Here is a 26,620-nt window from a genome sequence, read left to right as displayed (position 1 = left end):
ACATGAAGCCGAACGACTTCTCCCAACTGAATGTGCTGGCCGATACCGATTTTTCGCACCGCAGCCCGGTTCGCGAAGAACGCCATCCCAACTCGGTCACCGCTCCCCCCGTCAACCGCGGTTCCATGGCACCCCGCCCCTGGCGCGGTTTCTGGAACAGCCTCGGCACCGCCGCGCTGGTCAAGCTCGGCGCGGGCCGTGACGCCGAAGCCGGCGTCCACGACGCCCGGCAGGCCAAGCAACCCTGGCAGCGCGCCGCCGCACAGCGCCGCTTCGCTTTCATGATGCTCACGCTGCTGAGCACCGTGATCGCGTCGTCGCTGTTCGCCAGCGTGCAACCCGACTACGACAACCTCTGGCTCGAATACGGCCAGATCGGTCTCTACGGCCTGCTTTCGGGCTGGGTCGTGACCGGCTTCGTGACCGCGCTCATGGGCTTCTACGTTTCCGTGCGCGGTGACAAGCACGCCCTCTCGGCGAAACAGGTGGTCAACCACCCGATGAATCCCGAGGCACGCACCGCGATCATCATGCCGATCTGCAACGAGGACGTGGCCACGGTGTTCGCCGGCCTGCGCGCCACCTGCGAATCGGTCGCGGCCACCGGCCACGCCAAGCAATTCGACGTGTTCGTGCTGTCCGACAGCTACAACCCCGAGACCGCCGCCGCCGAGCGCGCCGCCTGGGAAGACCTGCGCGCCGCCCTGGCCGAGAGCCCGAACCAGCCGCAGGTCGAGGTGTACTACCGCCTGCGCACCCGCCGCACGCACCGCAAGGCCGGCAACGTGGCCGACTTCTGCCGCCGCTGGGGCAAGGACTACCGCTACATGGTCGTGCTCGACGCCGACTCGGTGATGAGCGGCGACTGCCTGACCTCGATGGTCAAGCTGATGGAAGCCAACCCCACCGCCGGCATCATCCAGACCGCGACGCAGGCCATCGGCCACGTCACGCTGCACGCCCGCGCACAGCAATTCGCTTCCCGCGTGACGGGCCGCCTGTTCACGCTGGGCATGCAGTTCTGGCAACTGGGCGAATCGCATTACTGGGGCCACAACGCCATCATCCGCGTCGAACCCTTCATGAAGCATTGCGCGCTGGCCCCGATCAAGGGCACCGGCGGCATGTCGGGCGGCATCATGTCGCACGACTTCGTCGAAGCTGCGCTGATGCGCCGTGCCGGCTACAACGTATGGCTGGTGTCCGACCTGGTCGGCAGCTACGAACAACAACCGCCGGACCTGCTGGCCGAACTGCAGCGTGACCGCCGCTGGTGCCAGGGCAACCTGCAGAACGCCCGCCTGATGGCCGAGCCCGGCATCCACCCGGTGCACCGCGCGATGTTCGTGACCGGCACCATGGCCTATGTCTCGGCTCCGCTGTGGCTCGCGTTCCTGACGCTGGGCACCGCCCTGTGGCTGAGCGGCTCGAGCCTCGTGTCGAGCTGGAGCGTGCTGCCCGCCGAACTGGCCGGCCTGTGGGTCTGGACCCTGTGCCTGCTGTTCCTGCCGCGCGTGCTGGGCATCGCTGCCGTGCTGATGCGCGGTGAGCAACGCCAGTACGGCGGTGCGTGGGGCCTGGTGAAGAGCTCGGTGATGGAAAGCGGCCTTGCCATCGTGCAAGCCCCGGTCCGCATGCTGGCCCACTCGCTGTTCGTGCTGGTCGCCCTCACCGGCATCAAGCTCGACTGGAAGTCGCCCCCGCGTGAAGCCGCTGCCGTGCCGTGGAAGGTCGCTGCCTCGCAGCTGGCCCCCATGACGCTGGTGATCGCCATGCTGGCCGTCGGCGTCGCGATGATCGACCCGAGCGCTCTGATCTGGCTCATGCCCGTTGGCCTGCCGCTGCTGCTGGCGATCCCGCTGACCGTGCTGACCAGCCAGATCGCGCTGGGCACCACGCTGCGTGACCGCGGCTACCTGCTGATTCCCGAGGAATCGCGCTCGCCGGCCGTGCTGCGCCGCGCATGGATGCATGCAGTGCGCCTGGCGCGCCCCGCACTGGCAACCGCCTGATGCGCTGAAGACACAGCACCTCGAAAAGCCGGCCTCAGGGTCGGCTTTTTTCATGGCGCGTGGCTAGAATCGCGCCTTCCTTTTTTCAACCCACGGATCCCTCGATCCCCTGGAGCGCCAAGTGCCCCGATTCGCCGTCATCACCCTCTGACGCCGACACAACGCCACTTCATTGCTGGTCAAGTCGGGCGCCTGGCTGCGCTTTCCGCTGACCGCACTCTTTACAGCTTCGCTCCCGCACGTTGTCGGTTCTTCCTGATTTCCATCTGGAGAACAACGTGTTCCCTCTCTCTTCTTCTCTTTCATCGATTCCGCTGCTCAAGTACCCGCGTACTGCGCATCTGGAAGGCTCGCGCCTGCAGGCCGGCGACAGCGACGACGGCCAGACGCCGCTGTCGGCGCTGCATGGCCAGCACGTGGTCATCGAGGAAAAACTCGATGGCGCCAATGCGGCCGTTTCATTCACGTCGGCAGGCGAACTGCTGCTGCAATCGCGCGGCCACTACCTCGCAGGCGGCGCCGGCGAGCGGCAGTTCAACCTGTTCAAGCACTGGGCCGCCGCCCATGAAGCAGCGCTGCTGGAGCGACTCGAAGACCGCTACGTGATGTACGGCGAATGGTGCTTTGCCAAGCACAGCTGCTGGTACGACCGGCTGCCGGCCTTCTTCCTGGAGTTCGACATCTACGATCGGCAGGCGCAGCGCTTTCTCTCGACACCGGCGCGGCATGCGTTGCTCGCGGGCAGCCCCGTGCTGCCGGTGCCCGTGCTCTACGAAGGCGAGATGCCGCGCCATGCCAAAGCACTGCGAGCGCTCGTGCGGCCTTCGCTGGCGCGCAGCGCGGACTGGAAGACGGCCTTCGAGGACGCGGTGGCGAACGAAGGCCAGCCGCTCGATCGCGTGCGCCAGCAGACCGACCTGTCCGATCTGGCCGAGGGCCTGTACCTCAAGACCGAATCGGATGGGCAGGTGACGGGCCGCTACAAGTGGGTGCGCCCGGACTTCGTCCAGACCATCCTCGACTCGGGCTCGCACCACAGCCGCCGGCCGGTGCTGCCCAACCGGCTCGCGCCCGGCGTAGACCTCTACGCACCGACGCCGCCGGTCACCTGGCAAGACCTGGGGCTGCGCACCTTGCGCGACCCCGCCGAACTCGCAACCCAAGGGAGGCCGCGATGACATACGACGATCTGCGCGCCCTGGTGCCCGCGCCCGACAAAGGCACCGACTGGGCGCAATGCTGCGACCTGCTGCCGGCCTTGCTGCGCCTCGAAGAGACGCCGCAAGACCCGTACTACCACGCCGAAGGCAACGTCGGCATCCACACACGCATGGTGCTCGACGCGCTGATGCAGGACGCGCACTACCAGCGTGCCGATGCCGACGGCCGCTTCGTGCTGTTCATGGCCTGCCTGCTGCACGACATCGCCAAGCCCGACACCACGGTGATCGACGAAGCCAACGGCCGCATCGGCCAGCCCGGCCACTCGCGCCGCGGCGCGGTCGACGTGCGGGTGCTGATGTGGAAGGCCCGCGTGCCTTTCGCGCTGCGCGAGGCCGTCTGCCGGATCATCGCCGTGCACCAGGTGCCGTTCCACGCCTTCGCCTCGCGCAAGGGCGTGCGGCCGGAGTGGCTGGTGCACAAGCTCTCCTGGGAGTTGAGCCTGCCCGACCTGTGTTGCGTGGCGCGCTGCGACATGCTCGGCCGCCACTACGAGAAGCGCGCGGACAGCATGGCCGACATCGCGCTCTTCGAGGAGCTGGCACAGGAAGAAGGCTGCTGGGAAGGCCCTCGCCAGATGGTCGACGCCCACACGCGCCTGGCCTACTTCCGCGGAGCCGACACCAGCCCCGACTACCCGCTGTTCCAGACGCCGGGCTCACGGGTAACGGTGATGTGCGGCCTGCCGGCCAGCGGCAAGAACCACTGGGTGGCACGGCACCGCAAGGGCTGGCCGGTTGTGTCCTTCGACGATGCGCGCGCCGAGCTGGGCCTGAAGCACGGCGAGAACGACGGGCTCGCGGCACATCACGCGGTCGATCAGGCGAAGGCGTTGCTGCGCAAGCAGCAGCGCTTCGTCTGGAACGCCACGCACCTGAGCCAGCAGATGCGCACCAAGACGCTCGACCTGCTATGGGCCTACCACGCGCAGATCGAGCTGGTGTACCTGGAAGCGCCGCACGCAGAGCTGATGCGCCGCAACCGCGAGCGCGACACGACGCTGTCGAACGCGGGCATCGAGCGGATGCTGCACCGCTGGGAGTTGCCTGCGCCAACCGAGGCGCACGAAACGGTCTACGAAGTGCAGACCTGAAGACAGAAGGCCCGCCAGTGCGAACCGGCGGGCCTTCTTATATATATGGAGGGGCGAAGCGTTCGCCTAGAACGGCAGCTTCGGGCCGCCGGGCCCACCCATTCCGCCCATGCCCTTCATGCCGCCCATCTTCTTCATCATCTTCATGAGGCCGGCGCCCTTCATCTTCTTCATCATCCCCTGCATCTGCTCGAACTCGTTGAGCAGGCGGTTCACTTCCTGAACCTGCACGCCGGCACCGGCCGCGATGCGGCGCTTGCGCGTGGCCTTCAGCAGTTCGGGCTTGCGGCGCTCCAGCGGCGTCATGCTGTTGATGATGCCTTCCTTGCGGCGGATGTCGCGCTCGGCGCGGGTCATGTCGGCTTCGGTGGCCTTGGCGGCCATCTGCGCGGGCAGCTTGTCCATCAGGCTGGAGAGGCCGCCCATCTGCTTCATCTGCTGCAGCTGGCCGAGGAAGTCGTTGAGGTCGAAGCCCGCGCCGCTCTTGACCTTGGCCGCGAGCTTCTGCGCCGCCGCCACGTCGACACCGGCCGTGACCTGCTCGACCAGCGCGACGATGTCGCCCATGCCCAGGATGCGGCCCGCATGGCGCTCGGCGTCGAACACTTCCAGGCCGTCGATCTTCTCGCTGGTGCCCGCGAACTTGATCGGCACGCCCGTGACCTGGCGCACCGACAGCGCCGCGCCGCCGCGCGAGTCGCCATCGGTCTTGGTCAGGATGATGCCGGTGAGCGGCAGCGCTTCCTTGAAGGCCTTGGCGGTGTTGATCGCGTCCTGGCCCTGCATGGCATCGACCACGAACAGGGTTTCGACCGGGTCGAGCGCCGCATGCAGCTGCTTGATTTCGGTCATCAGCACTTCGTCGATGGCAAGGCGGCCGGCCGTGTCGACCAGCAGCACGTCGAAGTAATGGCGCTTGGCGTGGTCGAGCGCGGCGCGCGCGATGTCCAGCGGCTTCTGGTCGGGCGTGCTCGGGAACCACTCGGCGCCGGCCTGCTTGGTAACGGTCTTGAGCTGCTCGATGGCGGCAGGGCGATACACGTCGCCCGACACGGTGAGCACCTTCTTCTTGCGCTTCTCGATCAGGTGCTTGGCGAGCTTGGCGGTGGTGGTGGTCTTGCCGGCGCCTTGCAGGCCGGCCATCAGGATCACTGCCGGCGGCTGGGCCGCGAGGTTGATGTCGGACACGCCCTCGCCCATGGTTGCGGCGAGTTCCCGATTGACGATGCCGACCAGCGCCTGGCCCGGCTTGAGCGAGCCCAGCACTTCCTGGCCGAGCGACTTCTCTTTCACGCGGGCGACGAAGTCGCGCACCACGGGCAGCGCCACGTCGGCCTCCAGCAGCGCCATGCGCACTTCGCGCAGCATGTCCTGCACGTTGCTTTCGGTGATGCGGGCCTGGCCGCTCATCGTCTTGACGAGGCGGGAGAACTTTTCTGTGAGGGCGGTGGCCATGAGCGGAATGCCTTGCTGCCCGCTGCTGCGGGCCGGATGGAAAGTCTTGGAGACGAGGAGAGAACTTGAAGTCGGGCGCGGGGAACGCAAGGGCGAGCCGGTACACTCCGGCCGATGATTTTAGCGATCCCCTCCCCGCTCGGCGTGGCGCTGGGCATCGCCACTGCGGTTGCCTACGGTTTCGTTGCCGGTGCCGGTGCCAAACTGAGCCGTCAATCGACCCAGTGGGCCCTCGGAATTGCGTGGATTCTGCATGCCGCCGTGCTGGCCCACGGCCTCATCGGCAGCGAGCCGCGCTTCGGTTTCGCACCCGCCCTGTCGGTCACCGCCTGGCTGGTGCTCACCGTCTACGCGGTCGAAAGCCGCATGTATCCCCAATTGAAGGTGCGGCGTGCGCTCGCCTGGCTGGGCGCGGCCGCGGTGCTGCTGGCCATCCTGTTTCCCGGCACGCCGCTGCACGTCACGGCTTCGCCGTGGCTGCCGCTGCATCTGGCGCTGGGCATTGCCTCGTACGGCCTGTTCGGCGCCGCTGTCGTGCACGCCTGGCTGATCACCCGTGCCGAAAAGCAGATCCGCCTGGCCACCGCCGAGCCGCAGGGCGGCGTGCCGCTGCTCACGCTCGAACGGCTCACCTTCCGATTCGTCACCGCCGGCTTCGTGCTGCTGTCGGCCACGCTGCTGGCCGGCCTGCTGTTCAGCGAGCAGCTGTACGGCGCCGCCGGCCGCGTCTGGAAGTGGGACCACAAGACCATCTTCTCGGTGCTCGCCTGGATCACCTTCGCGATCCTTTTGATCGGCCGGGCCCGCTTCGGCTGGCGCGGCCGCACTGCGCGCCGCGTGCTGTACGCCGGCTCGGCCCTGTTGCTGCTGGCCTACGTGGGTTCACGCTTCGTGCTCGAAGTGGTGCTTGCGCGTCCTCCCGTCTGAAATGAAATACCTCCTCGTCCTCGCGGTGCTCTGGGTCGCGATCTGGCTCTGGCGCAAGAACCGCCGCGAAGAAATGCGCGACGCCATGCGCGAGCGCGCGGCCAAGGCGCAGCAGCGCCCCGCCGCACCAGCCGGCCCGCCGCAGGCCATGGTGCGCTGCGCCCATTGCGGCCTGCACCTGCCGGCGACCGATGCCATCGCCGGCCCCGGCGGCGCGGTCTATTGCAGCACCGCGCACCGCGAAGCCGCAACGCCCCAATGAGCGCCCCCCTCTGGTCGCGCGGCGAGCCGGTCACCGACTGGGACGTGCTCGACCAGGGCACGGGCGAAAGCTCGGCGCTGATCCGGCTCTGGCGTGGCTTCATGGCCGCGCGCTGCTTCATCGCGCTGGTGCTGATGCTGCTGCAGGGCGTGGCCTTTGTCATCGGGCAGACGATGCAGCCGGTGGCCATCACCATCTCGGCGCTCTACCTCGCCGCGACCTGGCTGGGCATGCGCTACACGCGCGTGCAGCCGCCGATCCGCGGTTTTGCCGCGCTCTGGCTGCTGACCATCGGCATCGATCTGGCCGCCTTCACCGCCTTGCAGGTGCTGCAGGGCGGCAACGTCAACTACACGCCGCTGTTCGCGCTGCCGGTGCTCATGAGCGCGGTGCTGGGCACCATGATCGTGAGCCTGGGCACCACCGCCACGGTCACGCTGCTGCTGCTGGCCGACGCGGGCTGGCACTGGCTGCAGCAGCCGGGCGATTCTTCGCCGCGCTTCGTGCAGGCGGCGCTCACCGGCACGGGTCTCTTCGTGGTGGCGCTGCTCGCGCACGAAATGGCCCGCCGGCTGGCGCGCGAGGAAGCCGTGGCGCAGCGCAGCCGCAGCAGCGCGCAGATGCAGGCGCAGGTCAACGACCTGGTGATCGAGACGCTGAGCGAAGGCGTGCTGGTGATCGACGCCGAAGGCCTGGTACATGCGGCCAACCCAGCAGCCGATGCCATCCTCGGCCAGGGCCTGGCGAAGCTGACGCTGCCGTTCCCGCTGCATGCCCAGCCTGCCTGGCATGCGCTGGCCGCGCTGGCGCGCCAGACCTTCGCGCGGCGGGCGCCGCAGACGGAAGAAATCCCGGTGGCGCAGGTGCGCGGCGCGGCGCGCGAGGTGCGCGTGCGCACGCGGCTCACACCCACCAGCGAAAAACGCATCGACAGCCTGTGCGTGATGTTCCTGCAGGACCTGCGCGAGCTCGAAGCCCGCATCCGCACCGAGAAGCTGGCCGCAATGGGCCGCATGTCGGCGGCCGTGGCGCATGAAATCCGCAACCCGCTGGCCGCCATCACCCAGGCCAGCGCGCTGCTCAACGAAGACCTGACAGACCCGGCGCACCGTAAGCTCACGAGCATGGTGCAGCACAACGCGCAGCGGCTCGCGCGCATCGTGGACGACGTGCTCGACGTCTCGCGCGCCCGCCAGCAGCGCGTGCTGTCGCTCGGCGAGCAGGTCGTGCTCGACCCTGCGGTGCAGGTGCTGGCCGAGGAATGGGTGCGCCAGACCCAGCGCAAGGGCGTGCTGGTGTCGCTCGATGCGCCCAGCAGCGAGGTGCGCTTCGACGCCGAGCACCTGCGCCGCCTGATCGTGAACCTGCTGGACAACGCCTCGCGCTACGCCGGCAAGCGCGAAGACTCGATCCAGGTGCTGACCGCGCTGCAGCGCAGCGGCACCAACCGCCCCAGCCTGATGGTGTGGAGCGACGGCGCGCCGCTGGAGCCGGCGGTGCAGCGGCACCTGTTCGAGCCTTTCTTTTCTTCCGAGAGCCGCTCCAGCGGGCTCGGCCTGTTCCTGTGCCGCGAGCTGTGCCGGCGGCATGGCGCCACCATCGGCTACGAGCGGCGCGCGCTGGTGCCGGGCGGGCCCGAGGGCAACGAATTCTTCGTCAGCTTCGCCCCCAGCGAAAACCGGCTGACACAATAGCGCCGTGAGCACTCCCCCCCCTTCCGCCCAACGACCGGCGCAGATCCTGGTCATCGACGACGAACCCGACCTGCGCACGCTCTATGAATTGACGCTGCTGCGCGAGGGCTATCGCGTCGAGGCCGCGGGCAGCGTGTCGGAAGCCTGGCAGCACCTGGAGGCCGGCCGCTTCGACGCCGTGATCACCGACATGCGGCTGCCCGACGGGCAGGGCATGGAGATCATCCACCGCATCCAGAAGGCCCAGCGCAGCGAGCGCTGCGTGGTGATGACGGCCTACGGTTCGGCCGAGAACGCGGTGGAAGCGCTGAAGGCCGGCGCCTTCGACTACCTCACGAAGCCGGTCGACCTGAAGCAGTTCCGCGCCGTCGTGGCTTCCGCCGTGCAGGCGCGGCTGGCGCCGCAGCCGGTGGCCAAGCCCGTGCAAGCGGTACCCGCGAGCAACAACAGCGCCGACGCAACGGTGGTCACCTCCGGCACCGGCATCGCCGCGCTCGACCGTCTCGTGGGCGAATCGGAGCCCATGCGCCTCGTCAAGTCGCGCATCGCCAAGGTGGCGCGCGGCATGGCGCCGGTGCTGGTGCGTGGCGAATCGGGCACCGGCAAGGAGCTGGTTGCGCGCGCGGTGCATGCCTGCAGCCAGCGCAGCGAAGGCCCATTCGTCGCAGTGAACTGCGGCGCGATTCCCGAGAACCTGCTCGAAGCCGAGTTCTTCGGCGCGCGCAAGGGCTCGTACACCGGCTCCTCGCAAGACCGTGACGGCTACTTCCAGGCCGCGCGCGGCGGCACGCTGTTTCTCGACGAGATCGGCGACCTGCCGCTGGCCATGCAGTCGAAGCTGCTGCGCGCGATCCAGGAGCGCAGCGTGCGCTCGATCGGCTCGACCCAGGAAGAAGCTGTCGACGTGCGCATCGTCAGCGCCACCCACAAAGACCTGCATGCCGAAGTGCAGGCCGGCCGCTTCCGCCAGGATCTTTTCTACCGCCTCAACGTGATCGAGATCGCCGTGCCCGCACTGCGCGACCGGCGCGAGGACCTGCCCGCGCTGTGCGCCGCGCTGCTCTCGCGCATCGCACAGGACGGCGGCCTGCCCGTGCCGCATCTGTCGAACGAACTGCTGCGCCGCCTCGCGCAGCATCCGCTGAACGGCAACGTGCGCGAGCTCGAAAACCTGTTGCACCGCGCAGTGGCGCTGAACGATGGCGACGAACTTCATCTCGACCTGATGGGCGGCTTCACTGCTGCGGCCGAAGCCGCGGCGTCCGCGCCGGCCCCGCTGTCGCCCGTCACCGACGCGCCTGTCGCGCTGGCTCCGCTTCCGAGCGTGCCGGTGGCGCCGCCCAAGGTCGCGCCGCCGCCGCTGCCCTCCGACCTGCAGGCCTATCTCGATCAGCAGGAGCGCGAGATCCTCGTGCGTGCGCTGCACGAGAGCGGCTTCAACCGCACCGCGGCCGCCGCGCGGCTCGGCATGAGCCTGCGCCAGATCCGCTACCGCATCGCGCGGCTGGGTATCACCACGCCCAACGGCGACGATGGCGCGAGCAGCCATGTCGACGACTGAAGCCAACGACAGCGGGCTCTGGCAAGCCGGCTGGTATCGCTTCGCGAAGGCGCTGCGCTCGCCGAACTTCGGGCCCCGCCCCACGGGCGCGCAGACCGACCTCATCGTGCTGCATTCAATCAGCCTGCCGCCCGGCGAATATGGCGGCGACGCGGTGCAGCAACTGTTCACCAACCAGCTCGACTGGGACGCACACCCCTACTTCCAGTCGATCCGCGGCCTCGAGGTGTCTTCGCATTTCTACGTGCGCCGCAACGGCGAACTCTGGCAGTTCGTGAGCTGCGACGACCGTGCCTGGCATGCCGGCGTGTCGTCGTGGCGCGGCCGCGGCAACTGCAACGACGACTCAGTCGGCATCGAGCTCGAAGGCCTCGAAGGCCAGCCCTTCGAAGAGCCGCAATACGAGACGCTCGCGAGCCTGTGCGCCGCCATCGCGCAGCACTACGCGATCGCGCACATCGCCGGCCACGAGCACATCGCGCCGGGCCGCAAACAGGATCCGGGCGCGGGCTTCGACTGGCGCCTGCTGCGCGAACAGCTCGGCTGGAATCCACAGATGTTTCCGCCGCAGGTGGTGTAGCGCTAATTTTTTCAATCGTGCGGCGTCTCGTGATGCGTCGTTCTTGCAGCGCAGCAATGCGAAAATAGCAACCGCGCGATTCAGCAACCATGCGGCCTGCAGGCCCAAATCGGCTTGCAAGCCAAGCCCCATGCGGGTTGAGAGACCATAGGCCAGTATTCAAGCGGCATCGCTGGCCGTGTCCTATGGCGGAAGTAATACCGGCAATCCTTGTATCCATAGGAAAACGCTACATCTAGTGGGTTGTACACCCCCCGCACCCTAGATATAGTGTCCCCTGTCCGGTCATCCACACCGGCGCAGCGCCCGGCCCAGGCGCCGCCATCCAACAAGAATTGCCAACCGAGAGGAAGCGAATGCAAACTGCCCTGAACCCCCAATCGACCCCGCGTGCCGTTCCCTCGACGCCACCGCAGCAGCAGCGAGACACTGCTGGCTCCCCCACCGGCCAGAACCTGGCCCACTACCAGATCATCCGCCGCAACGGCGCTGTCGTGCCCTTCGAGCCGAACAAGATCGCCATCGCGATGATGAAAGCCTTCCTGGCCGTGCACGGCACCCAGGGCGCGGCTTCGGCCAGCGTGCGCGAAACGGTCGACGTGCTCACTCAGGGCGTGATCCGCGCGCTGGTGCGCTCGCGTCCGGGCGGCGGCACCTTCCACATCGAAGACGTGCAAGACCAGGTCGAACTCGGCCTGATGCGCGGCGGCCATCACGAAATTGCCCGCGCCTACGTGCTGTACCGCGAACGCCGCACGCAGGAGCGCTCGAAGCAGGGCGAGCAAGACGTGCCGGCCACGCCTGCACTGCACGTGCTGGACAACGGCGAGCTCGTCACCCTTGACCTGAACGAACTCAAAGGCCTGATCGAGTCGGCCTGCGAAAACCTGGGCGACAGCATCACGTCCGCACCGATCGTCGCCGAGACGATGCGCAACCTGTACGACGGCGTGCCGCTCGACGAGGTCTACAAGGCTTCGATCCTGGCGGCCCGCACGCTGATCGAGAAAGACCCCGACTACACCTTCGCCACCGCGCGCCTGCTGCTGCACACGATCTTCAAGGAGATCATCGGCCGCGAAGTGATGCCGGCCGAGCGCGCCACTGCCTACGCCGACTACTTCCCGCAGTTCATCAAGAAGGGCGTGGACAACGACCTGCTCGACGAAAAGCTGCTGCAGTACGACCTGCCCCGCCTGGGCGCGGCGCTGAAGGCCGAGCGTGACAACCAGTTCGACTACCTCGGCCTGCAGACCCTGTACGACCGCTACTTCCTGCACGTGCGCAAGACCCGCATCGAGCTGCCGCAGGCCTTCTTCATGCGCGTGGCCATGGGCCTGTCGCTGAACGAAATCGACCGCGAAGCCCGCGCCATCGAGTTCTACGAAGTGCTGTCGTCGTTCGACTTCATGTCGAGCACGCCCACGCTGTTCAACGCCGGCACGCTGCGCTCGCAGCTGTCGAGCTGCTACCTGACCACGGTGCCCGACGACCTCGACGGCATCTACGAGTCGATCAAGGAAAACGCGCTGCTGTCGAAGTTCGCCGGCGGCCTGGGCAACGACTGGACCCGCGTGCGCGCGCTCGGCAGCCACATCAAGGGCACGAACGGCGAATCGCAGGGCGTGGTGCCGTTCCTGAAGGTGGTGAACGACACGGCAGTGGCCGTGAACCAGGGCGGCAAGCGCAAGGGCGCTGTCTGCACGTACCTCGAAACCTGGCACCTCGACATCGAGGAGTTCCTGGAGCTGCGCAAGAACACCGGCGACGACCGCCGCCGCACGCACGACATGAACACCGCCAACTGGATCCCCGACCTGTTCATGCGCCGCGTGATGGAAAAGGGCACCTGGACGCTGTTCTCGCCCTCCAACGTGCCCGACCTGCACGACCTGTTCGGCGCCGACTTCGAGAAGGCCTACGTGGCCTACGAAGAGAAGGCTGCCCGCGGCGACATCAAGCCCGCGCGCACCATCCAGGCGACCGACCTGTGGCGCAAGATGCTCACGATGCTGTTCGAGACCGGCCACCCCTGGATCACGTTCAAGGACGCCTGCAACGTGCGCTCGCCGCAGCAGCACGCCGGCGTGGTGCACTCGTCGAACCTCTGCACCGAGATCACGCTGAACACCAGCGACACCGAAACCGCCGTCTGCAACCTGGGTTCCGTGAACCTGCTGCAGCACCTGAAGGACGGCAAGGTCGACCAGGAAAAGCTGAAGAAGACGATCTCCACGGCGATGCGCATGCTCGACAACGTGATCGACATCAACTACTACGCCGTGAAGAAGGCGCGCGACTCGAACCTGCGCCACCGTCCAGTCGGCCTGGGCCTGATGGGCTTCCAGGACGCGCTGTACGAACTGCGCATTCCGTACGCATCACAAGAAGCCGTGCAGTTCGCCGACGAGTCGATGGAAGCCATCTGCTACCACGCCTACTGGGCCTCGACCGACCTGGCGCGCGAACGCGGCAAGTACTCGAGCTACAAGGGCTCGCTGTGGGACAAGGGCATCCTGCCGATCGACTCGCTCGACCTGCTGGAAAAGGCACGCGGCGGCTACGTCGAAGTCGACCGCTCGGCCACCCTCGACTGGGACGCGCTGCGCTCGAAGATCAAGGCCGACGGCATGCGCAATTCGAACTGCGTGGCCATCGCACCGACCGCGACCATCTCGAACATCATCGGCGTGGACGCTTCGATCGAACCCTGCTTCGGCAACCTGTCGGTCAAGTCGAACCTGTCGGGCGAATTCACCGTGATCAACCACTACCTGGTGCGCGACCTGAAGCGCCTGGGCCTGTGGGACGACGTGATGGTGATGGACCTGAAGCACTTCGACGGTTCGCTGCGTCCCATCGACCGCGTGCCGCAGGATGTGAAGGCGCTCTACGCCACCGCGTTCGAAGTCGAAACCACGTGGCTGGTCGAAGCCGCTGCGCGTCGCCAGAAGTGGATCGACCAGGCGCAGTCGCTGAACATCTACATGGCCGGTGCATCGGGCAAGAAGCTCGACGACACCTACAAGCTCGCATGGCTGCGCGGCCTGAAGACCACGTACTACCTGCGTACGCAGAGCGCGACGCACGCCGAGAAGTCGACGGTGCAATCGGGCCGTCTCAACGCGGTGTCGTCGGGCAACGATGCACCCTCGGGCATGAGCGCACTCGAAGCCGCCGCTGCTGCAGCGAAGGCACAGATGAGCGCAATGCCCGCCACCGACATCGCGTTCTGCGGTGTGGACGATCCGACCTGTGAAGCGTGCCAATAACGCGTCGATGCTCGCGACAGTGAGTCAGTGAGGTGCATGCAAAAAATCGCGCGACGTTCACTCAACGAAGGCATTGACTGACATCGCGCGATGCATGCGAGCAACATAACAACCACATAAATGGCGTGCGATGTGAACGAGCACTTTGCAACTCACATCGTTACTCCGATAATTTGAGCATTGGATTTTTCTATGTTGACCTGGGACGAAGAAGTCAAGCCCTCCTTACCAAAGGATATGCAACAAGGATTGCAGCACCACAACGCATCGACCAGCGGCTTGCCCGCAGGCCGTTCGGTGGACGCTCCGACTTCGTCGATTGCGCAACCCGCGCTCCGCGCGCTCGATGACGGCGCGGTCGTGCGTCCAGTTGCCGCCGCCGCAGTAGCAACGCCTGCTGCCACCCAACGCGTCAAGGCTTCCGACAAGCGCATCATCAACGGCCAGACCGACGTCAACCAGTTGGTGCCGTTCAAGTACAAATGGGCGTGGGAAAAGTACCTCGCCACCTGCGCCAACCACTGGATGCCGCAGGAAGTGAACATGACGCGCGACATCGCGCTCTGGAAAGACCCGAACGGCCTGACCGAAGACGAGCGCCGCATCGTCAAGCGCAACCTCGGCTTCTTCGTGACCGCCGATTCGCTGGCCGCCAACAACATCGTGCTGGGCACCTATCGCCACATCACGGCCCCCGAATGCCGCCAGTTCCTGCTGCGCCAGGCCTTCGAGGAAGCGATCCACACGCACGCGTACCAGTACATCGTCGAGTCACTCGGCCTGGACGAGAGCGAGATCTTCAACGCCTACAACGAAGTGCCGTCGATCCGCGAGAAGGACCAGTTCCTGATCCCGTTCATCGACGCCATCAGCGACCCGAACTTCAAGACCGGCACCCACGAGACCGACCAGACGCTGCTCAAGTCGCTCATCGTGTTCGCCTGCCTGATGGAAGGCCTGTTTTTCTACGTCGGCTTCACGCAGATCCTCGCGCTGGGCCGCCAGAACAAGATGACCGGCGCCGCCGAGCAGTACCAGTACATCCTGCGTGACGAGTCGATGCACTGCAACTTCGGCATCGACCTGATCAACCAGCTCAAGCTCGAGAACCCCGGCCTCTGGACCTCCGAGTTCAAGGCCGAGATCAAGGCGCTCTTCATGCGCGCCGTCGAGCTCGAATACAAATACGCCGAAGACACCATGCCACGTGGCGTGCTCGGCATGAACGCCTCCATGTTCAAGGGCTACCTGCGCTACATCGCCAACCGGCGTGCACAGCAGATCGGCCTCGAAACGCTCTTCCCGAACGAAGAAAATCCGTTCCCCTGGATGAGCGAAATGATTGACCTGAAGAAAGAGCGCAACTTTTTCGAAACCCGCGTGATCGAGTACCAGTCGGGTGGTGCGCTCTCCTGGGATTGAATCTTTCGACAAGAATTAATGAATTCAAGAATTGCCCTTGCCACCGATCGCGCCAAAGAGCGCGGCATGGACTGGGGCTCAGGTGTTCATGGTGCTGGGGCTCAGATCTCAACGCCATGAATCGCTTCACGCTACCCAACGTGCGTGGAGTGCTTCAATAGGTTGATTTTTTCAACTTGATCAAGGAGAAATAGAAATGGCAACTGCAAAGAAAGCGCCGGCTAAGAAAGCCGCTGCAAAGAAGGCTCCGGCAAAGAAGGCTGTGGCCGCTAAGAAGGCTCCGGCAAAGAAGGTAGCCGCCAAGAAGGCACCGGCCAAGAAGGTCGCTGCCAAGAAGGCTCCTGCGAAGAAGGTAGCCGCCAAGAAGGCAGCACCGGCCAAGAAGGCCGCTGCCAAGAAGGCTCCGGCGAAGAAGGCCGTAGCGAAGAAGGCGCCTGCGAAGAAGGCTGCTGCCAAGAAGGCCCCGGCAAAGAAGGCCGCCGCCAAGAAGGCGCCTGCGAAGAAGGCTGCTGCCAAGAAGGCGCCTGCGAAAAAGGCTGCGGCCAAGAAAGCCGCGAAAAAGCCTGCTGCCAAAAAGCCTGCTGCGAAGAAGGCTCCCAAGGCCGCTGCGCCCGCCAAGGCTGCAGCCGTAGCGCCTGCCCCTGCGGCGCAAACGACGCTGAATCCCCAGGCAGCCTGGCCGTTCCCCACGGCCAGCAAGCCCTGAGTTTCTCAGCGGCCTTGAAGGCGCAAAGCCCGGCACCTCGCGGTGTCGGGCTTTTTTATTGGCGCTTCTGCGGGAAGAAGATCAGAGACCCAGGGCCTTGCGATCGATCTCGTAGTTCTGCGGGCCACGCTGCGCGATCTTGATCGCGCCGACCTTGTTGCCCAGCGCTGCGCACTGCGCCAGCGGCCAACCCTTTTCCAGACCGAACAGCAGCGCGCCACGCCATGCGTCGCCGCAGCCCGTGGGCTCGACCACTTCGGTGGCCACCACGCCCGGCACGTGCTCGCGCTCGCCGTCGGTCCAGATCTCGCAGCCCTCGGCCGCCAGCGTGACCACCAGGCCGCGCACGCGCTTCGAGATCTCGGCCAGGCTCCAGCCGGTGCGCTGCGACAGCATCTTCCCTTCGTAGTCGTTCACGACCACCCAGCTCGCGAGATCGACGAAATGACGCAGCGCCTCGCCGTCGAACATCGGCAAGCCCTGACCCGGATCGAACACGAACGGAATGCCGGCGGCAGCGAACTGCTCCGCGTGCTGCAGCATGGCGTCACGGCCATCGGGCGCGATGATGCCGAGCTTGATGTCGTCGCGTGCGGCCACCTTCGTGATGTGCGCCTGCTGCATCGCGCCGGGGTGGAAGGCGGTGATCTGGTTGTTGTCGACGTCGCTCATGATCATCGCCTGCGCGGTGAAGGTGTCGTCGAGCTGGCGCACGAACTCGGTGTCGATGCCCAGCGAGCGCATGCGCTCGAGGTACGAGGCGCCGTCGCTGCCGAGCGTGGCCATCGGTAGCGCAGTGCCGCCCAGTGCATTGAGGCTGTAGGCGATGTTGCCGGCACAGCCGCCGAAGTCGCGCCGTAGCGTCGGCACCAGGAACGACACATTGAGGATGTGCAGCTGGTCCGGAAGAATCTGGTCGGCGAACCGGCCCTCGAAAGTCATGATGGTGTCGAACGCGAGGGACCCGCAAATCACTGCTGCCATGGTTGAGCCGTTGGTTGAATGGTGGATGGAAGAGAAAAGGACGCGTGCAGGCAGGCGCCCCGCTCAGGGATAGAAAGCTTCGACGCGGTAACCCGCGATCGGCGGTAGCGCTGCGGCTTCCGAAGCGGACAAGGTCAATGGCAGCGAGGCTGCGCGATCGGCTCGGGCCTGCAGCACCGTCGGTGCACCGTAGTCCGCCGGCGACAGCACGCGGCGCACCACGGCGCGCTCCTGCGTGTCGAGCAGCGAGAGTTCGACGGCGGGCATCGCGAGCGGCACGGTGGCGCCATTGCGCAGGGTGAAGCTCAGGCGGTAGTCGTTGCCGCCGCTCTTCTCGCGCGCGAAGGCCGCGCCTTCGATCACGATGTCGCCGATCTGGCGCAGAGCCGCGAGTTCACAGCCTGTGTACTGGCACAGCGCGGCGAGGGCTGGCCGCAGATTGGGCTGGCGCGCGGCAATGCCGTCGCGCTCGTGGCGGATGACCTGCAGGATGAGCAGCAGCACGGCAATCACCGCCAGCAGGACCAGCACGATGCGCACGCCCTTGCGCTGCCAGAAGCCGGTTGCCCTCTCGAAGGACTCGTCGTCGTCCGCGAAGGGATGCCCTATTGGCAGTTCGAAATCCGGGGAGAGCGCAAGGTCGGACTCGCTTTCAGCCTGCACCACAACAGGCGAAGCCTTCGCAGCCGCACGCTCCTCACGCGCCTTGGCGCTCGCGATCTTGGCCGACTTGATGCGGGCGCGGCGCAGCGCCTTCTGCATCTGCACCTGGTCGTGGTCTTTTTCTTCCTGCTCGCGCTCCCCTTCAGCGCCGTCGTCGCTCGCTCGCTCGATCATCAGCCCGCGCATTGCCTTGATGCGCGGGGCGACGGGCAACGGCGGCGCCGGGGGTGGCGGCGCGGGCGGCGGCGACGCGAGATTCAGGTCGATGTTCGGGAACGGCGGCAGCGTGCTCGGTGGAGGCTTCCACGCGGGTTCGCTGACGTCGAGGTCGGACCATGGCTCGTCGGCGACGATGCCGTGTTCGGGCAATGACAGCGAGAACTCAAGCGCTGCTGGAGGTGGTGGTGGCGACGCCGGTGTCGGTGCAGGCGCTGGAGCCTCCGGGGGCAGCGCATGCCGAGGTTGCTGCTCGGGCTCGTCGTCGAAGAAGTCCGCATCTTCGGTCGGCGACGAGGGCTCCAACTCGAGCGGCGGCGGTGGCGCAGGAGGTTCGGGTGCGACCTTGGGCTCCGAGGCGGACTCGACCAGCCCCGGCATGTAGCCACCGCCCTGCACCGGCGGCGCTGCACCATCGGGCGCCTCGTGCAGATCGAGCGTGGCGTCGAACACATGGCTGCATCGGCCGCAGCGCACCCAGCCATCAGAGATGCGAAGCTGGTCGCGCACCACCTTGAAGGTGGTGGTGCAGGCGGGGCAGCGCGTGACGAGACTCATGACCGGGCGATTGTAGGGTCGAGCCCCCGCCACGGGAGGGGCGCAAGGCGGCTCAGCAGCGCGCGGTCATGAGGATCCAGCCGTCCTCGGTGTCGCTGACTTCGAGCGTTGCGTACGGCGCGTAGGCCTCTTTCAATTCATCGGCCTGGCGCTCGAGGATGCCGGCCATCACCAGCGATCCGCCCGCCTTCACATGGCTGCGCAGCAACGGCGCGAGCACCTTGAGCGGCGTGGCCAGGATGTTGGCGAGCACGGTGTCGTAGTGGCCCTTAGCCGCTTCGGGCAGGCCCGCGTTCAGCCGGACGCCGTTGGCCTCGGCATTGAGCCGGGTCGACGAAACCGCGGCTTCGTCGATGTCGACAGCGTCGATGTCGGTGGCGCCGAACTTCGCCGCACCGATCGCAAGAATGCCGGAGCCGCAGCCGTAGTCGAGCACGCGTTGGTTAGCCAGCACGCCGTCGCCCTGCGTCGCAATCCACCGCAGGCACATGCGCGTGGTGGGATGCGTGCCGGTACCGAAGGCCAGGCCCGGATCGAGCCGAATCACCTGCTTTGCCTGCTCGGGCGGCTCGTGCCACGTCGGCACGATCCAGAACTCGGGCGTGATCTCGACGGGAGCGAACTGCGATTGCGTCAGGCGCACCCAGTCCTGCTCGGGCACCGGCGCAATGCCGAGCACCTCGCAGCCTTCGAAGAAGTCTTGCAGCGCGAGCACCGACGCGGCCTCTTTGGCGAGCGCCTCGTCGGGGAACAGCGCGATCACGCGCGAACGCTGCCAGCCCTCCTTCGGCGGCGGCATGCCCGGCTCGCCGAAAAGCGCCTGCTCTGCGTCGGTCTGCGCGTCGGCGTCTTCCACCGACACGCTCAATGCATCGAGTGCATCGAGCGCTTCACCGAGCGTTTCGACCCGGTCTTCCGGCGCCATCAGGCGGAGTTCGAACATCGCGGCGTCCCGGGTCAGCGCTTGTGCGCAGCCAGCCACTCTTCGAGGTAGTGGATGTTGGTGCCGCCGGTCATGAACTTGGAATCGACCATCAGCTCGCGGTGCAGCGGGATATTGGTCTGGATGCCTTCGATCACGGTTTCGTTGAGCGCCGTGCGCATGCGGGCCATGGCCTGCTCGCGCGTGTCGCCGTAGACGATGATCTTGCCGATCATGGAGTCGTAGTTCGGCGGCACGAAGTAGTTGGTGTACGCGTGCGAGTCGACGCGAACGCCCGGACCACCTGGCGGGTGCCACATCGTGATACGGCCCGGCGACGGCGTGAACTTCCACGCGTCTTCGGCATTGATGCGGCATTCGATGGCGTGGCCGTGCATCTGGATCTGGCGCTGCGTGAACGGCAGCTTTTCGCCGGCCGCCACCATGATCTGCGTCTTGACGATGTCGATGCCGGTGGTGAACTCGGTCACCGGGTGCTCCACCTGCACGCGCGTGTTCATTTCAATGAAATAGAACTCACCGTTCTCGTAGAGAAACTCGAAGGTGCCGGCACCGCGGTAGTTGATCTTCTTGCAGGCGGCCGCACAGCGCTCGCCGATCTTCTCGATCAGCTTGCGCGGAATGCCCGGCGCGGGCGATTCCTCGATCACCTTCTGGTGGCGGCGCTGCATGGAGCAGTCGCGCTCGCCCAGGTAAACCGCGTTCTTGTGCTTGTCCGCGAGGATCTGGATTTCGATGTGGCGCGGGTTCTGGAGAAACTTCTCCATGTACACGGCCGGATTGTTGAAGGCCGCGCCGGCTTCCGCCTTGGTCATCTGGATCGCGTTGACCAGAGCCGCCTCGGTGTGCACCACGCGCATGCCGCGACCACCGCCGCCGCCCGCCGCCTTGATGATGACCGGGTAGCCGATGGCACGCGCGATGCGCTTGTTGGTGGCGGCGTCGTCCGAGAGCTCACCCTCGGAGCCGGGCACGCAAGGCACGCCGGCCTTGATCATGGCCTGCTTGGCCGACACCTTGTCGCCCATCGTGCGGATGTTGTCAGGCGTCGGGCCGATGAACTGGAAACCGCTCTGCTCCACGCGTTCGGCGAAGTTCGCGTTCTCGCTCAGGAAGCCGTAGCCGGGGTGAATCGCTTCGGCATCGGTCACTTCGGCCGCCGAAATGATCGCCGGCATGTTGAGATAGCTCTGCGCCGAAGGGGCCGGGCCGATGCACACGGCTTCTTCGGCGAGCTTGATGTACTTCGCGTCGCGGTCGGCTTCGGAATACACCATCACGGCCTTGATGCCGAGCTCGCTGCAGGCACGCTGAATCCGGAGGGCAATCTCCCCCCGGTTTGCAACCAGGATCTTCTTGAACATGGTCACTCGATGATGAACAGCGGCTGTCCGTATTCGACCGCCTGGCCGTTTTCGCCGAGGATCTGGGTGATCGTGCCGGACTTGTCGGCCTCGATTTCATTGAGGATCTTCATCGCTTCGATGATGCAGATGGTGTCACCTTCGTTGACTTTGCTGCCAACCTCGACGAACGCAGCAGCGCCCGGGCTGGACGAACGATAGAAGGTGCCGACCATGGGCGACTTCACGGCATGGCCGGCCGGAGCGGCTTCGGCCGCCGGTGCGCTGGCCACGGCGGGTGCCGCGGGAGCGCCGGCTGCGGCCGGTGCGGCAGCCGCCTGAGGCGCCGCCAGGGTTTGCACATACTGCACCGGAGCGGCGCCGCCGCCCTTAACGATGCGAACCTTGCCTTCGGTTTCGGTGATTTCCAGCTCGGAAATATTCGATTCGGACACCAGATCGATCAGTGTCTTGAGTTTGCGCAGATCCATGGGACTCCAGTGCCGGCTGAGCCGGTCTTCAGGACATAACTTGTTCGAAAATCGGTGATTTTCGGCGTTCGGCGTCTAACGCCAGCGTAAGGAACTGATTCTAACCATGAACCAGTTCGCGTCGCCAAGTGTCCAGGTCGGTGGTCTCGAGCTTGCCCATTTTACGGGCGGCCACGGAGCCGTTCGCATTCAGGACCAGCGTGAAAGGCAACCCGCCACCCGTATTGCCCAGATTCTTGACCAGCTCCGTACCCTGAAGGCCGGCCAGGCCGGTTGGGTAGGTGACGGGCGTGCGTTGCAGGAACTTGCGCACGGCGCTGGGTTGATCGATGGCCAATCCAACCACTTGCCAGCCGTTGGCGCCATTTGCACGGAAGAAAGCGTCGATCATCGGCATTTCTTCAACGCAGGGCGGGCACCACGTCGCCCAGAAGTTGAGCAGCAGCGGCTTGCCGCGCAGGCTCGACAGGACGAGGTCACCGCCCTCCGGGCGCTCGAAGCTCTGAGCCCAGAAGGCCGCGTCGAGCATCTCCCCGCCCGCAGCGCTGCTGCTGCTGCGCTCCTTCCACCATGCGCCGCCGAGCCCGGCGGCCGCAGCCGCTGCCGCCACGCCGGCATAGAGCATGCCGCGTCGGGTGGGCGAAGAAGTCATTCACTTGTCCTTTTCTCGTTCAATCAGTCGGCGCAATGCGAGCAGATCGCCACGGGGCACGCGCCCCTGCGCGTCGGGCTTCAAGGCCCCGCGCAGGTCGTCGAGGTCGTAGACCAGCAGGTGCACGCCGATTTCCTCGCCGAGCGCACGGCTCGGGGCGTGCACGCTCAGGGCCTCGACCTGCTCGCCATGAAAGCCGGTCACCATGCGCGGCTCGTAGTCCACGTGGTGATCGATCAGGGCGATTTCGGCCGATTTGGAATCATCGCAAAACAACTGAATATAAATGTCTGACAGCCGGGTGGCCGTTCCGTGCCACACGGCGCCGCCCACATGAGGGCGGAAGACGGCCATGCGCTCCATCCATTCGAGCGCGAGAAGCCGCAATGCATGCAATTCCTGCGGCTGGGTATCGGCGCAGAAAAGCTCGATGTACTCGCGCACCTCGGCCTCGACCTCGTCGTTGTTGGGCAGCGCGGTGCGCGCCGAAAGGCCCAGATCACGCAGGGCCCGGCGCTTGGCCGGACCATATTCCAGTCCCTCCTCGACGACGAGGCGGGCTGCAGTGGCGGCAATTTCACGCTTGGACGTGTCCATCGGGGCATTTTGCCCGCAGTACGCGCCCCACACAGCAACATCAGTACGAAGCGCGGGACAAACACGTGGCCCAGGCACGGGCGCGGCACATCGCTTCCCTAGAATCGACCGATGCACATTCATATTCTGGGTATCTGCGGCACGTTCATGGGTGGCGTGGCCGCCCTGGCGCGCGAGGCAGGCCACCGGGTCACGGGCTGCGACGCCGGCGTGTACCCCCCGATGAGCGATCAGTTGCGCGCCCTCGGCATCGACCTGATCGAGGGCTTCGGTGCCGACCAGCTCTCCCTGGCGCCCGACATGTTCGTGGTCGGCAACGTGGTGTCCCGCGCGCGGCTGCCCGACGGAAGCCCCAAGTTCCCGCTGATGGAAGCCATCCTCGACGCCGGCAAGCCCTACACCAGCGGTCCGCAGTGGCTGGCCGAGCATGTGCTGCTCGGCCGCCACGTGCTGGCCGTGGCCGGCACGCACGGCAAGACGACGACCACCTCGATGCTGGCCTGGGTGCTGGAAAAGGGCGGCAAGGCGCCCGGCTTCCTGGTGGGTGGCGTGCCGCTGGACTTCGGCGTCTCGGCCCGGCTGGGCGACGGCCCGGCCTTCGTGATCGAGGCCGACGAGTACGACACGGCCTTCTTCGACAAGCGCAGCAAGTTCGTGCACTACCGGCCGCGCACCGCCGTGCTGAACAACCTCGAGTTCGATCACGCGGACATCTTCGATGATCTTGCAGCTATCGAGCGCCAGTTTCATCATCTCGTGCGTACTGTGCCGAGCACGGGGCGGCTGGTCGTGAACGCCACCGAAGAAAGCCTGCAGCGTGTGCTGGCCCAAGGCTGCTGGAGCGAACTCGCGCGCTTCGGCACAGGCGGTGAATGGCAGGCGCGCGGCACGCACGACGCCTTCGACGTGCTGCAGCGGGGCGAAGTGGTGGGCCGAGTCGAATGGGAACTCTCGGGCCTGCACAACCAGATGAACGCGCTGGCCGCCATCGCCGCGGCCGAACACGTGGGCGTGGCGCCGGCCGAGGCAGCCCGTGCGCTGGGCAGCTTCCGCAACGTGCGCCGGCGCATGGAGCTGCGCGGCACGGTCGAGCAAGGCGGCGGCGCAATCACGGTCTACGACGACTTCGCCCACCACCCGACAGCCATTCGCACCACACTCGACGGCTTGCGCAAGAAACTGGATGCTGCTGGCAAGCAAAGTGAGCGCATCCTCGCGGCCTTCGAGCCACGCAGCAACACGATGAAGCTGGGCGTCATGGCGGCGCAGCTGCCCTGGAGCCTGGAGGCGGCCGACCTGTCTTTCTGCCACACGGCCGGCCTCGACTGGGACGCCGCAGCAGCGCTCGCGCCGATGGGCGACCGCGCACAGGTAGCCGGGGCCATCGAGCCGCTGGTGAAACAGATCGTCACCGCGGCCCGGCCGGGCGATCACATCGTCTGCATGAGCAACGGCGGCTTCGGCGGCGTGCACGACAAACTGCTTGCGGCGCTGCGCACGGCGACGGCATCATGACCGCCATGCCGCTCGCACGCGCCCACGAACTGATCGAGACCCTGAAGCTGCAGCCCCACCCCGAGGGCGGCTGGTACGGCGAGGTGTTCCGCTCAGCATCGAGCGTCACGCCCACCGACGGTCGCGCGCCGCGCAGCGCGCTTACCAGCATCTACTTTTTGCTCGAAGCGAGCCAGCATTCGCGCTGGCACCGGGTGCTGTCCGACGAAGTCTGGGTGCATCTGGAAGGCGTACCGCTCACACTGTGGACCTGCGACGCCGCAATGCGCACGGCGCCGGCCCATGTGCGGCTGGGCCCGGTCGATGCGCACGGCACGCGTCCCCAGCATGTGGTGCCCGCCGGCCAATGGCAAGCGGCCCGGCCGATCCAGGGCCACAGTTCAGGCGACTACGCACTGGTCGCCTGCATGGTCGGGCCGGGCTTCGACTTCGCCGACTTTTCGATGGTGCCGCCCGACAGCGACGAAGCTGCATCGATGCGGCACCATTGGCCTGACCTGGCCAGGATGCTCTAACCCGGGCTTCAGCCCCGGCGCTGCTTGACCGCCTTCGAGAGCGTGTCGAGCACCTGTACCGAATCGTCCCATCCCAGGCAAGCGTCGGTGATGCTCTTGCCGTATTCGAGGCCCGACAGCTGGTCCTTGCCCGGCGTGAACTTCTGGGCGCCCGGCTGCAGGTGGCTTTCGACCATCACGCCGAACACGCGGTTCGAGCCGCCGGCAATCTGCGCAGCGATGTCCTTCGCCACGTCGATCTGCTTCTGGTGCTGCTTGGAGCTGTTGGCATGGCTGCAATCGACCATCAGCGTGGGCGGCAGCTTGGCGGCCTCGAGGTCCTTGCAGGCGGCTTCGACGCTGGCGGCGTCGTAGTTCGGCGCCTTGCCGCCGCGCAGGATCACGTGGCAGTCGCGATTGCCGTTGGTCTGCACGATCGCGACCTGGCCGTTCTTGTGCACCGACAGGAAGTGATGGCCGCGCGCCGCCGCCTGGATGGCATCGGTGGCGATGCGGATGTTGCCGTCGGTGCCGTTCTTGAAGCCGATGGGCGCCGATAGGCCTGAAGCCAGTTCGCGATGCACCTGGCTTTCGGTGGTGCGTGCACCGATGGCGCCCCAGGAGATCAGGTCGCCGATGTACTGCGGCGAGATCACGTCGAGGAACTCGCTGCCCGCCGGAAGGCCGATGCGGTTGATGTCGATCAGCAGCTGGCGCGCGATGCGCAGGCCTTCGTCGATGCGGAAGCTTTCGTCGAGGTACGGATCGTTGATGAGCCCCTTCCAGCCGACAGTCGTGCGCGGCTTCTCGAAGTACACGCGCATCACGATTTCCAGCGTGCCGGCGTATTTCTCGCGCTCGACCTTGAGGCGGCGGGCATATTCGAGCGCGGCAGCCGGGTCGTGGATCGAGCAGGGACCCATGATCACCAGCAGCCGGTCGTCCTTGCCGGCCATGATGTTGTGGATGTTGCGGCGGGTGCCTTCGATCAGTGTTTCAACGGGCGTGCCGCGGATCGGGAAAAAGCGGATCAGATGTTCGGGAGGGGGCAGCACGTTGATGTCCTTGATGCGTTCGTCGTCGGTCTTGCTGGTTTTTTCGACGCTCGCATACCAGCTGTCGCTGGCGGGGGCAGTGTTCGTGCTCATGGTTGCTTCCTTGTCTGTCGGGTTTGAGTGGATATCGCAGGGGCAAAAAAAAACCGCCGGGGCTCAGGGCACCGGCGGTTTTGGGAGGGTGTTCGTTTGCTTTACGCGCTCGCCTCTCGTCCGCCGGAAACCGGGAACCAAAAGTAGGCAAAGAAATAAGCGCGGAGGGCGGACATGTGCGCGAAATGTAGCACGGAAAGCAAAAACCCGATCAAACGGCCGGGCGCGGCGTTGTTTACCGGTAGCCCGACTCGTTGGCGTTGTGGATGATCCAGATCAGGTTGCCGCTGGTGTATTCGCCCATGCCGCCACCGGCGAAGACCAACCGGCCCTGGCCTTTGTAGGTCATCTCGAAACGGTGGCGATCGCTGCCGAAATAGAACGGAATGAAGGCCTTGCCCGTCACGTACGCGCCTTGGTCCGTCGGCGGACCCGCGAGGTCGGTGACCTGCCTGGCGCTCATGCCGATCTGCAGGCGCGCGAACTTGCTGTTTCGCGCCGGGTTGCCGGTGATTTCGCCTTCGTAGCCGTTCAGGCCCTTGACGGTGCGGCCGCTGCCGGCTTCGACCTTCGACGAGTCGACCACGTTGCCCTGGGCATCCATGCCGGCCTTCGCGCCGCCGCGCGCCGGTGCCGCGGGGGCGGCTGCAGGTGCCGGCGCAGCCGCGGGCTGGCTGCCGCCGGAGCCGCCGCGCGACGCGCAACCTGCGCTTGCCAGCACCACCACGGCAGTCACGGCCCACAGAGCCGCGGACGAATTGATCCTGATCCTCATCGAACGCTCCTTGTTGTGAAAGGAGCGCAGCTTAAC

At 66.1% G+C, this 26,620-nt stretch carries 23 protein-coding genes; 13 read left to right on the top strand and 10 right to left on the bottom strand.

Annotation, left to right across the window (positions count from 1 at the left end):
• Positions 1-2: 2 nt before the first annotated feature.
• The 3 genes from mdoH to BMW87_RS22075 all read left to right on the top strand — a co-directional run bounded on the left by mdoH (position 3) and on the right by BMW87_RS22075 (position 4,326).
• Positions 3-2,012, top strand: a complete 2,010-nt coding sequence (mdoH, locus tag BMW87_RS22085) for a glucans biosynthesis glucosyltransferase MdoH (RefSeq protein ID WP_093078643.1) — start codon at positions 3-5, stop codon at positions 2,010-2,012.
• 278 nt (positions 2,013-2,290) lie between these two features.
• Positions 2,291-3,190 (top strand): RNA ligase family protein, encoded by a 900-nt coding sequence (locus tag BMW87_RS22080; RefSeq protein ID WP_093078642.1) that lies wholly within the window; start codon positions 2,291-2,293, stop codon positions 3,188-3,190.
• Complete coding sequence (locus BMW87_RS22075) at positions 3,187-4,326, top strand: AAA family ATPase (protein WP_093078640.1); 1,140 nt, start codon at positions 3,187-3,189, stop codon at positions 4,324-4,326. Before BMW87_RS22080 ends, BMW87_RS22075 begins: the two co-directional genes overlap by 4 nt.
• 66 nt (positions 4,327-4,392) lie before the next feature.
• Here BMW87_RS22075 and ffh read toward each other — a convergent pair whose 3' ends face one another.
• A complete protein-coding gene (gene ffh / locus BMW87_RS22070) occupies positions 4,393-5,781 on the bottom strand; it encodes a signal recognition particle protein (RefSeq protein WP_093056193.1) in 1,389 nt (462 codons plus the stop codon).
• Positions 5,782-5,895: 114 nt separating this feature from the next.
• Here ffh and BMW87_RS22065 point away from each other — a divergent pair, with 114 nt between their 5' ends.
• The 8 genes from BMW87_RS22065 (at position 5,896) to BMW87_RS22030 (ending at position 16,205) form a co-directional block, all read left to right on the top strand.
• Positions 5,896-6,708 (top strand): cytochrome C assembly family protein, encoded by an 813-nt coding sequence (locus tag BMW87_RS22065; protein ID WP_093056195.1) that lies wholly within the window; start codon positions 5,896-5,898, stop codon positions 6,706-6,708.
• A 1-nt stretch (position 6,709) separates the two neighbouring features.
• Complete coding sequence (locus BMW87_RS22060) at positions 6,710-6,970, top strand: PP0621 family protein (RefSeq protein ID WP_093056197.1); 261 nt, start codon at positions 6,710-6,712, stop codon at positions 6,968-6,970.
• Positions 6,967-8,664, top strand: coding sequence for a two-component system sensor histidine kinase NtrB (locus tag BMW87_RS22055; RefSeq protein ID WP_093078639.1), 1,698 nt, complete (start codon positions 6,967-6,969; stop codon positions 8,662-8,664). Before BMW87_RS22060 ends, BMW87_RS22055 begins: the two co-directional genes overlap by 4 nt.
• 4 nt (positions 8,665-8,668) lie before the next feature.
• Positions 8,669-10,225 (top strand): sigma-54-dependent transcriptional regulator, encoded by a 1,557-nt coding sequence (locus BMW87_RS22050; protein ID WP_093078637.1) that lies wholly within the window; start codon positions 8,669-8,671, stop codon positions 10,223-10,225.
• A complete protein-coding gene (ampD, locus tag BMW87_RS22045; protein ID WP_093078636.1) occupies positions 10,212-10,805 on the top strand; it encodes a 1,6-anhydro-N-acetylmuramyl-L-alanine amidase AmpD in 594 nt (197 codons plus the stop codon). The genes BMW87_RS22050 and ampD overlap by 14 nt, the downstream gene beginning before the upstream one ends.
• Before the next feature lie 356 nt (positions 10,806-11,161).
• A complete protein-coding gene (locus BMW87_RS22040; protein WP_093078634.1) occupies positions 11,162-14,077 on the top strand; it encodes a ribonucleoside-diphosphate reductase subunit alpha in 2,916 nt (971 codons plus the stop codon).
• A 192-nt stretch (positions 14,078-14,269) separates the two neighbouring features.
• Complete coding sequence (locus BMW87_RS22035; protein WP_093078633.1) at positions 14,270-15,499, top strand: ribonucleotide-diphosphate reductase subunit beta; 1,230 nt, start codon at positions 14,270-14,272, stop codon at positions 15,497-15,499.
• A gap of 196 nt (positions 15,500-15,695) precedes the next feature.
• Positions 15,696-16,205 carry a histone H1-like DNA-binding protein gene (locus BMW87_RS22030; RefSeq protein ID WP_019656794.1) on the top strand — a complete coding sequence of 170 codons (510 nt, stop codon included), beginning with the start codon at positions 15,696-15,698 and terminating at the stop codon, positions 16,203-16,205.
• Between the two features lie 81 nt (positions 16,206-16,286).
• On the opposite strand, the gene BMW87_RS22025 is transcribed toward BMW87_RS22030, so the two are convergent.
• From BMW87_RS22025 to BMW87_RS21995, 7 genes are all read right to left on the bottom strand, one after another.
• Complete coding sequence (locus BMW87_RS22025; protein WP_093056209.1) at positions 16,287-17,189, bottom strand: carbohydrate kinase family protein; 903 nt, start codon at positions 17,187-17,189, stop codon at positions 16,287-16,289.
• 63 nt (positions 17,190-17,252) lie between these two features.
• Positions 17,253-18,626 carry a zinc-ribbon and DUF3426 domain-containing protein gene (locus tag BMW87_RS22020; protein WP_093078631.1) on the bottom strand — a complete coding sequence of 458 codons (1,374 nt, stop codon included), beginning with the start codon at positions 18,624-18,626 and terminating at the stop codon, positions 17,253-17,255.
• 52 nt (positions 18,627-18,678) lie between these two features.
• Positions 18,679-19,569, bottom strand: a complete 891-nt coding sequence (gene prmA / locus BMW87_RS22015) for a 50S ribosomal protein L11 methyltransferase (RefSeq protein WP_093078630.1) — start codon at positions 19,567-19,569, stop codon at positions 18,679-18,681.
• A 14-nt stretch (positions 19,570-19,583) separates the two neighbouring features.
• On the bottom strand, positions 19,584-20,933 hold the full coding sequence (accC, locus tag BMW87_RS22010; RefSeq protein ID WP_081270245.1) for an acetyl-CoA carboxylase biotin carboxylase subunit: 1,350 nt from the start codon (positions 20,931-20,933) through the stop codon (positions 19,584-19,586).
• Between the two features lie 2 nt (positions 20,934-20,935).
• Positions 20,936-21,403, bottom strand: a complete 468-nt coding sequence (gene accB / locus BMW87_RS22005) for an acetyl-CoA carboxylase biotin carboxyl carrier protein (protein ID WP_093056213.1) — start codon at positions 21,401-21,403, stop codon at positions 20,936-20,938.
• A 100-nt stretch (positions 21,404-21,503) separates the two neighbouring features.
• Entirely contained in the window at positions 21,504-22,055 is a 552-nt protein-coding gene (locus BMW87_RS22000; protein WP_093078628.1) for a TlpA family protein disulfide reductase, read from the bottom strand.
• Complete coding sequence (locus BMW87_RS21995) at positions 22,056-22,652, bottom strand: hypothetical protein (RefSeq protein ID WP_093078627.1); 597 nt, start codon at positions 22,650-22,652, stop codon at positions 22,056-22,058.
• 111 nt (positions 22,653-22,763) lie between these two features.
• Between BMW87_RS21995 and mpl the strand changes: the two genes are divergently transcribed.
• Both mpl and BMW87_RS21985 read left to right on the top strand, forming a co-directional pair.
• On the top strand, positions 22,764-24,167 hold the full coding sequence (gene mpl, locus BMW87_RS21990) for a UDP-N-acetylmuramate:L-alanyl-gamma-D-glutamyl-meso-diaminopimelate ligase (RefSeq protein ID WP_093078625.1): 1,404 nt from the start codon (positions 22,764-22,766) through the stop codon (positions 24,165-24,167).
• A complete protein-coding gene (locus BMW87_RS21985) occupies positions 24,164-24,682 on the top strand; it encodes a cupin domain-containing protein (RefSeq protein WP_093078624.1) in 519 nt (172 codons plus the stop codon). The genes mpl and BMW87_RS21985 overlap by 4 nt, the downstream gene beginning before the upstream one ends.
• Before the next feature lie 8 nt (positions 24,683-24,690).
• On the opposite strand, the gene BMW87_RS21980 is transcribed toward BMW87_RS21985, so the two are convergent.
• Positions 24,691-25,809, bottom strand: a complete 1,119-nt coding sequence (locus tag BMW87_RS21980; protein WP_093056223.1) for a 3-deoxy-7-phosphoheptulonate synthase — start codon at positions 25,807-25,809, stop codon at positions 24,691-24,693.
• A gap of 235 nt (positions 25,810-26,044) precedes the next feature.
• The gene (locus BMW87_RS21975; protein ID WP_093078622.1) at positions 26,045-26,584 is read right to left on the bottom strand and encodes a hypothetical protein; all 540 of its coding nucleotides are present in this window, start codon (positions 26,582-26,584) and stop codon (positions 26,045-26,047) included.
• Positions 26,585-26,620 lie beyond the last annotated feature (36 nt).

It is taken from the genome of Variovorax sp. OV084, from assembly GCF_900111625.1.
Taxonomy (GTDB): Bacteria; Pseudomonadota; Gammaproteobacteria; order Burkholderiales; family Burkholderiaceae_C; genus Variovorax.
This window is presented reverse-complemented; position numbering and strand designations above follow the sequence as displayed.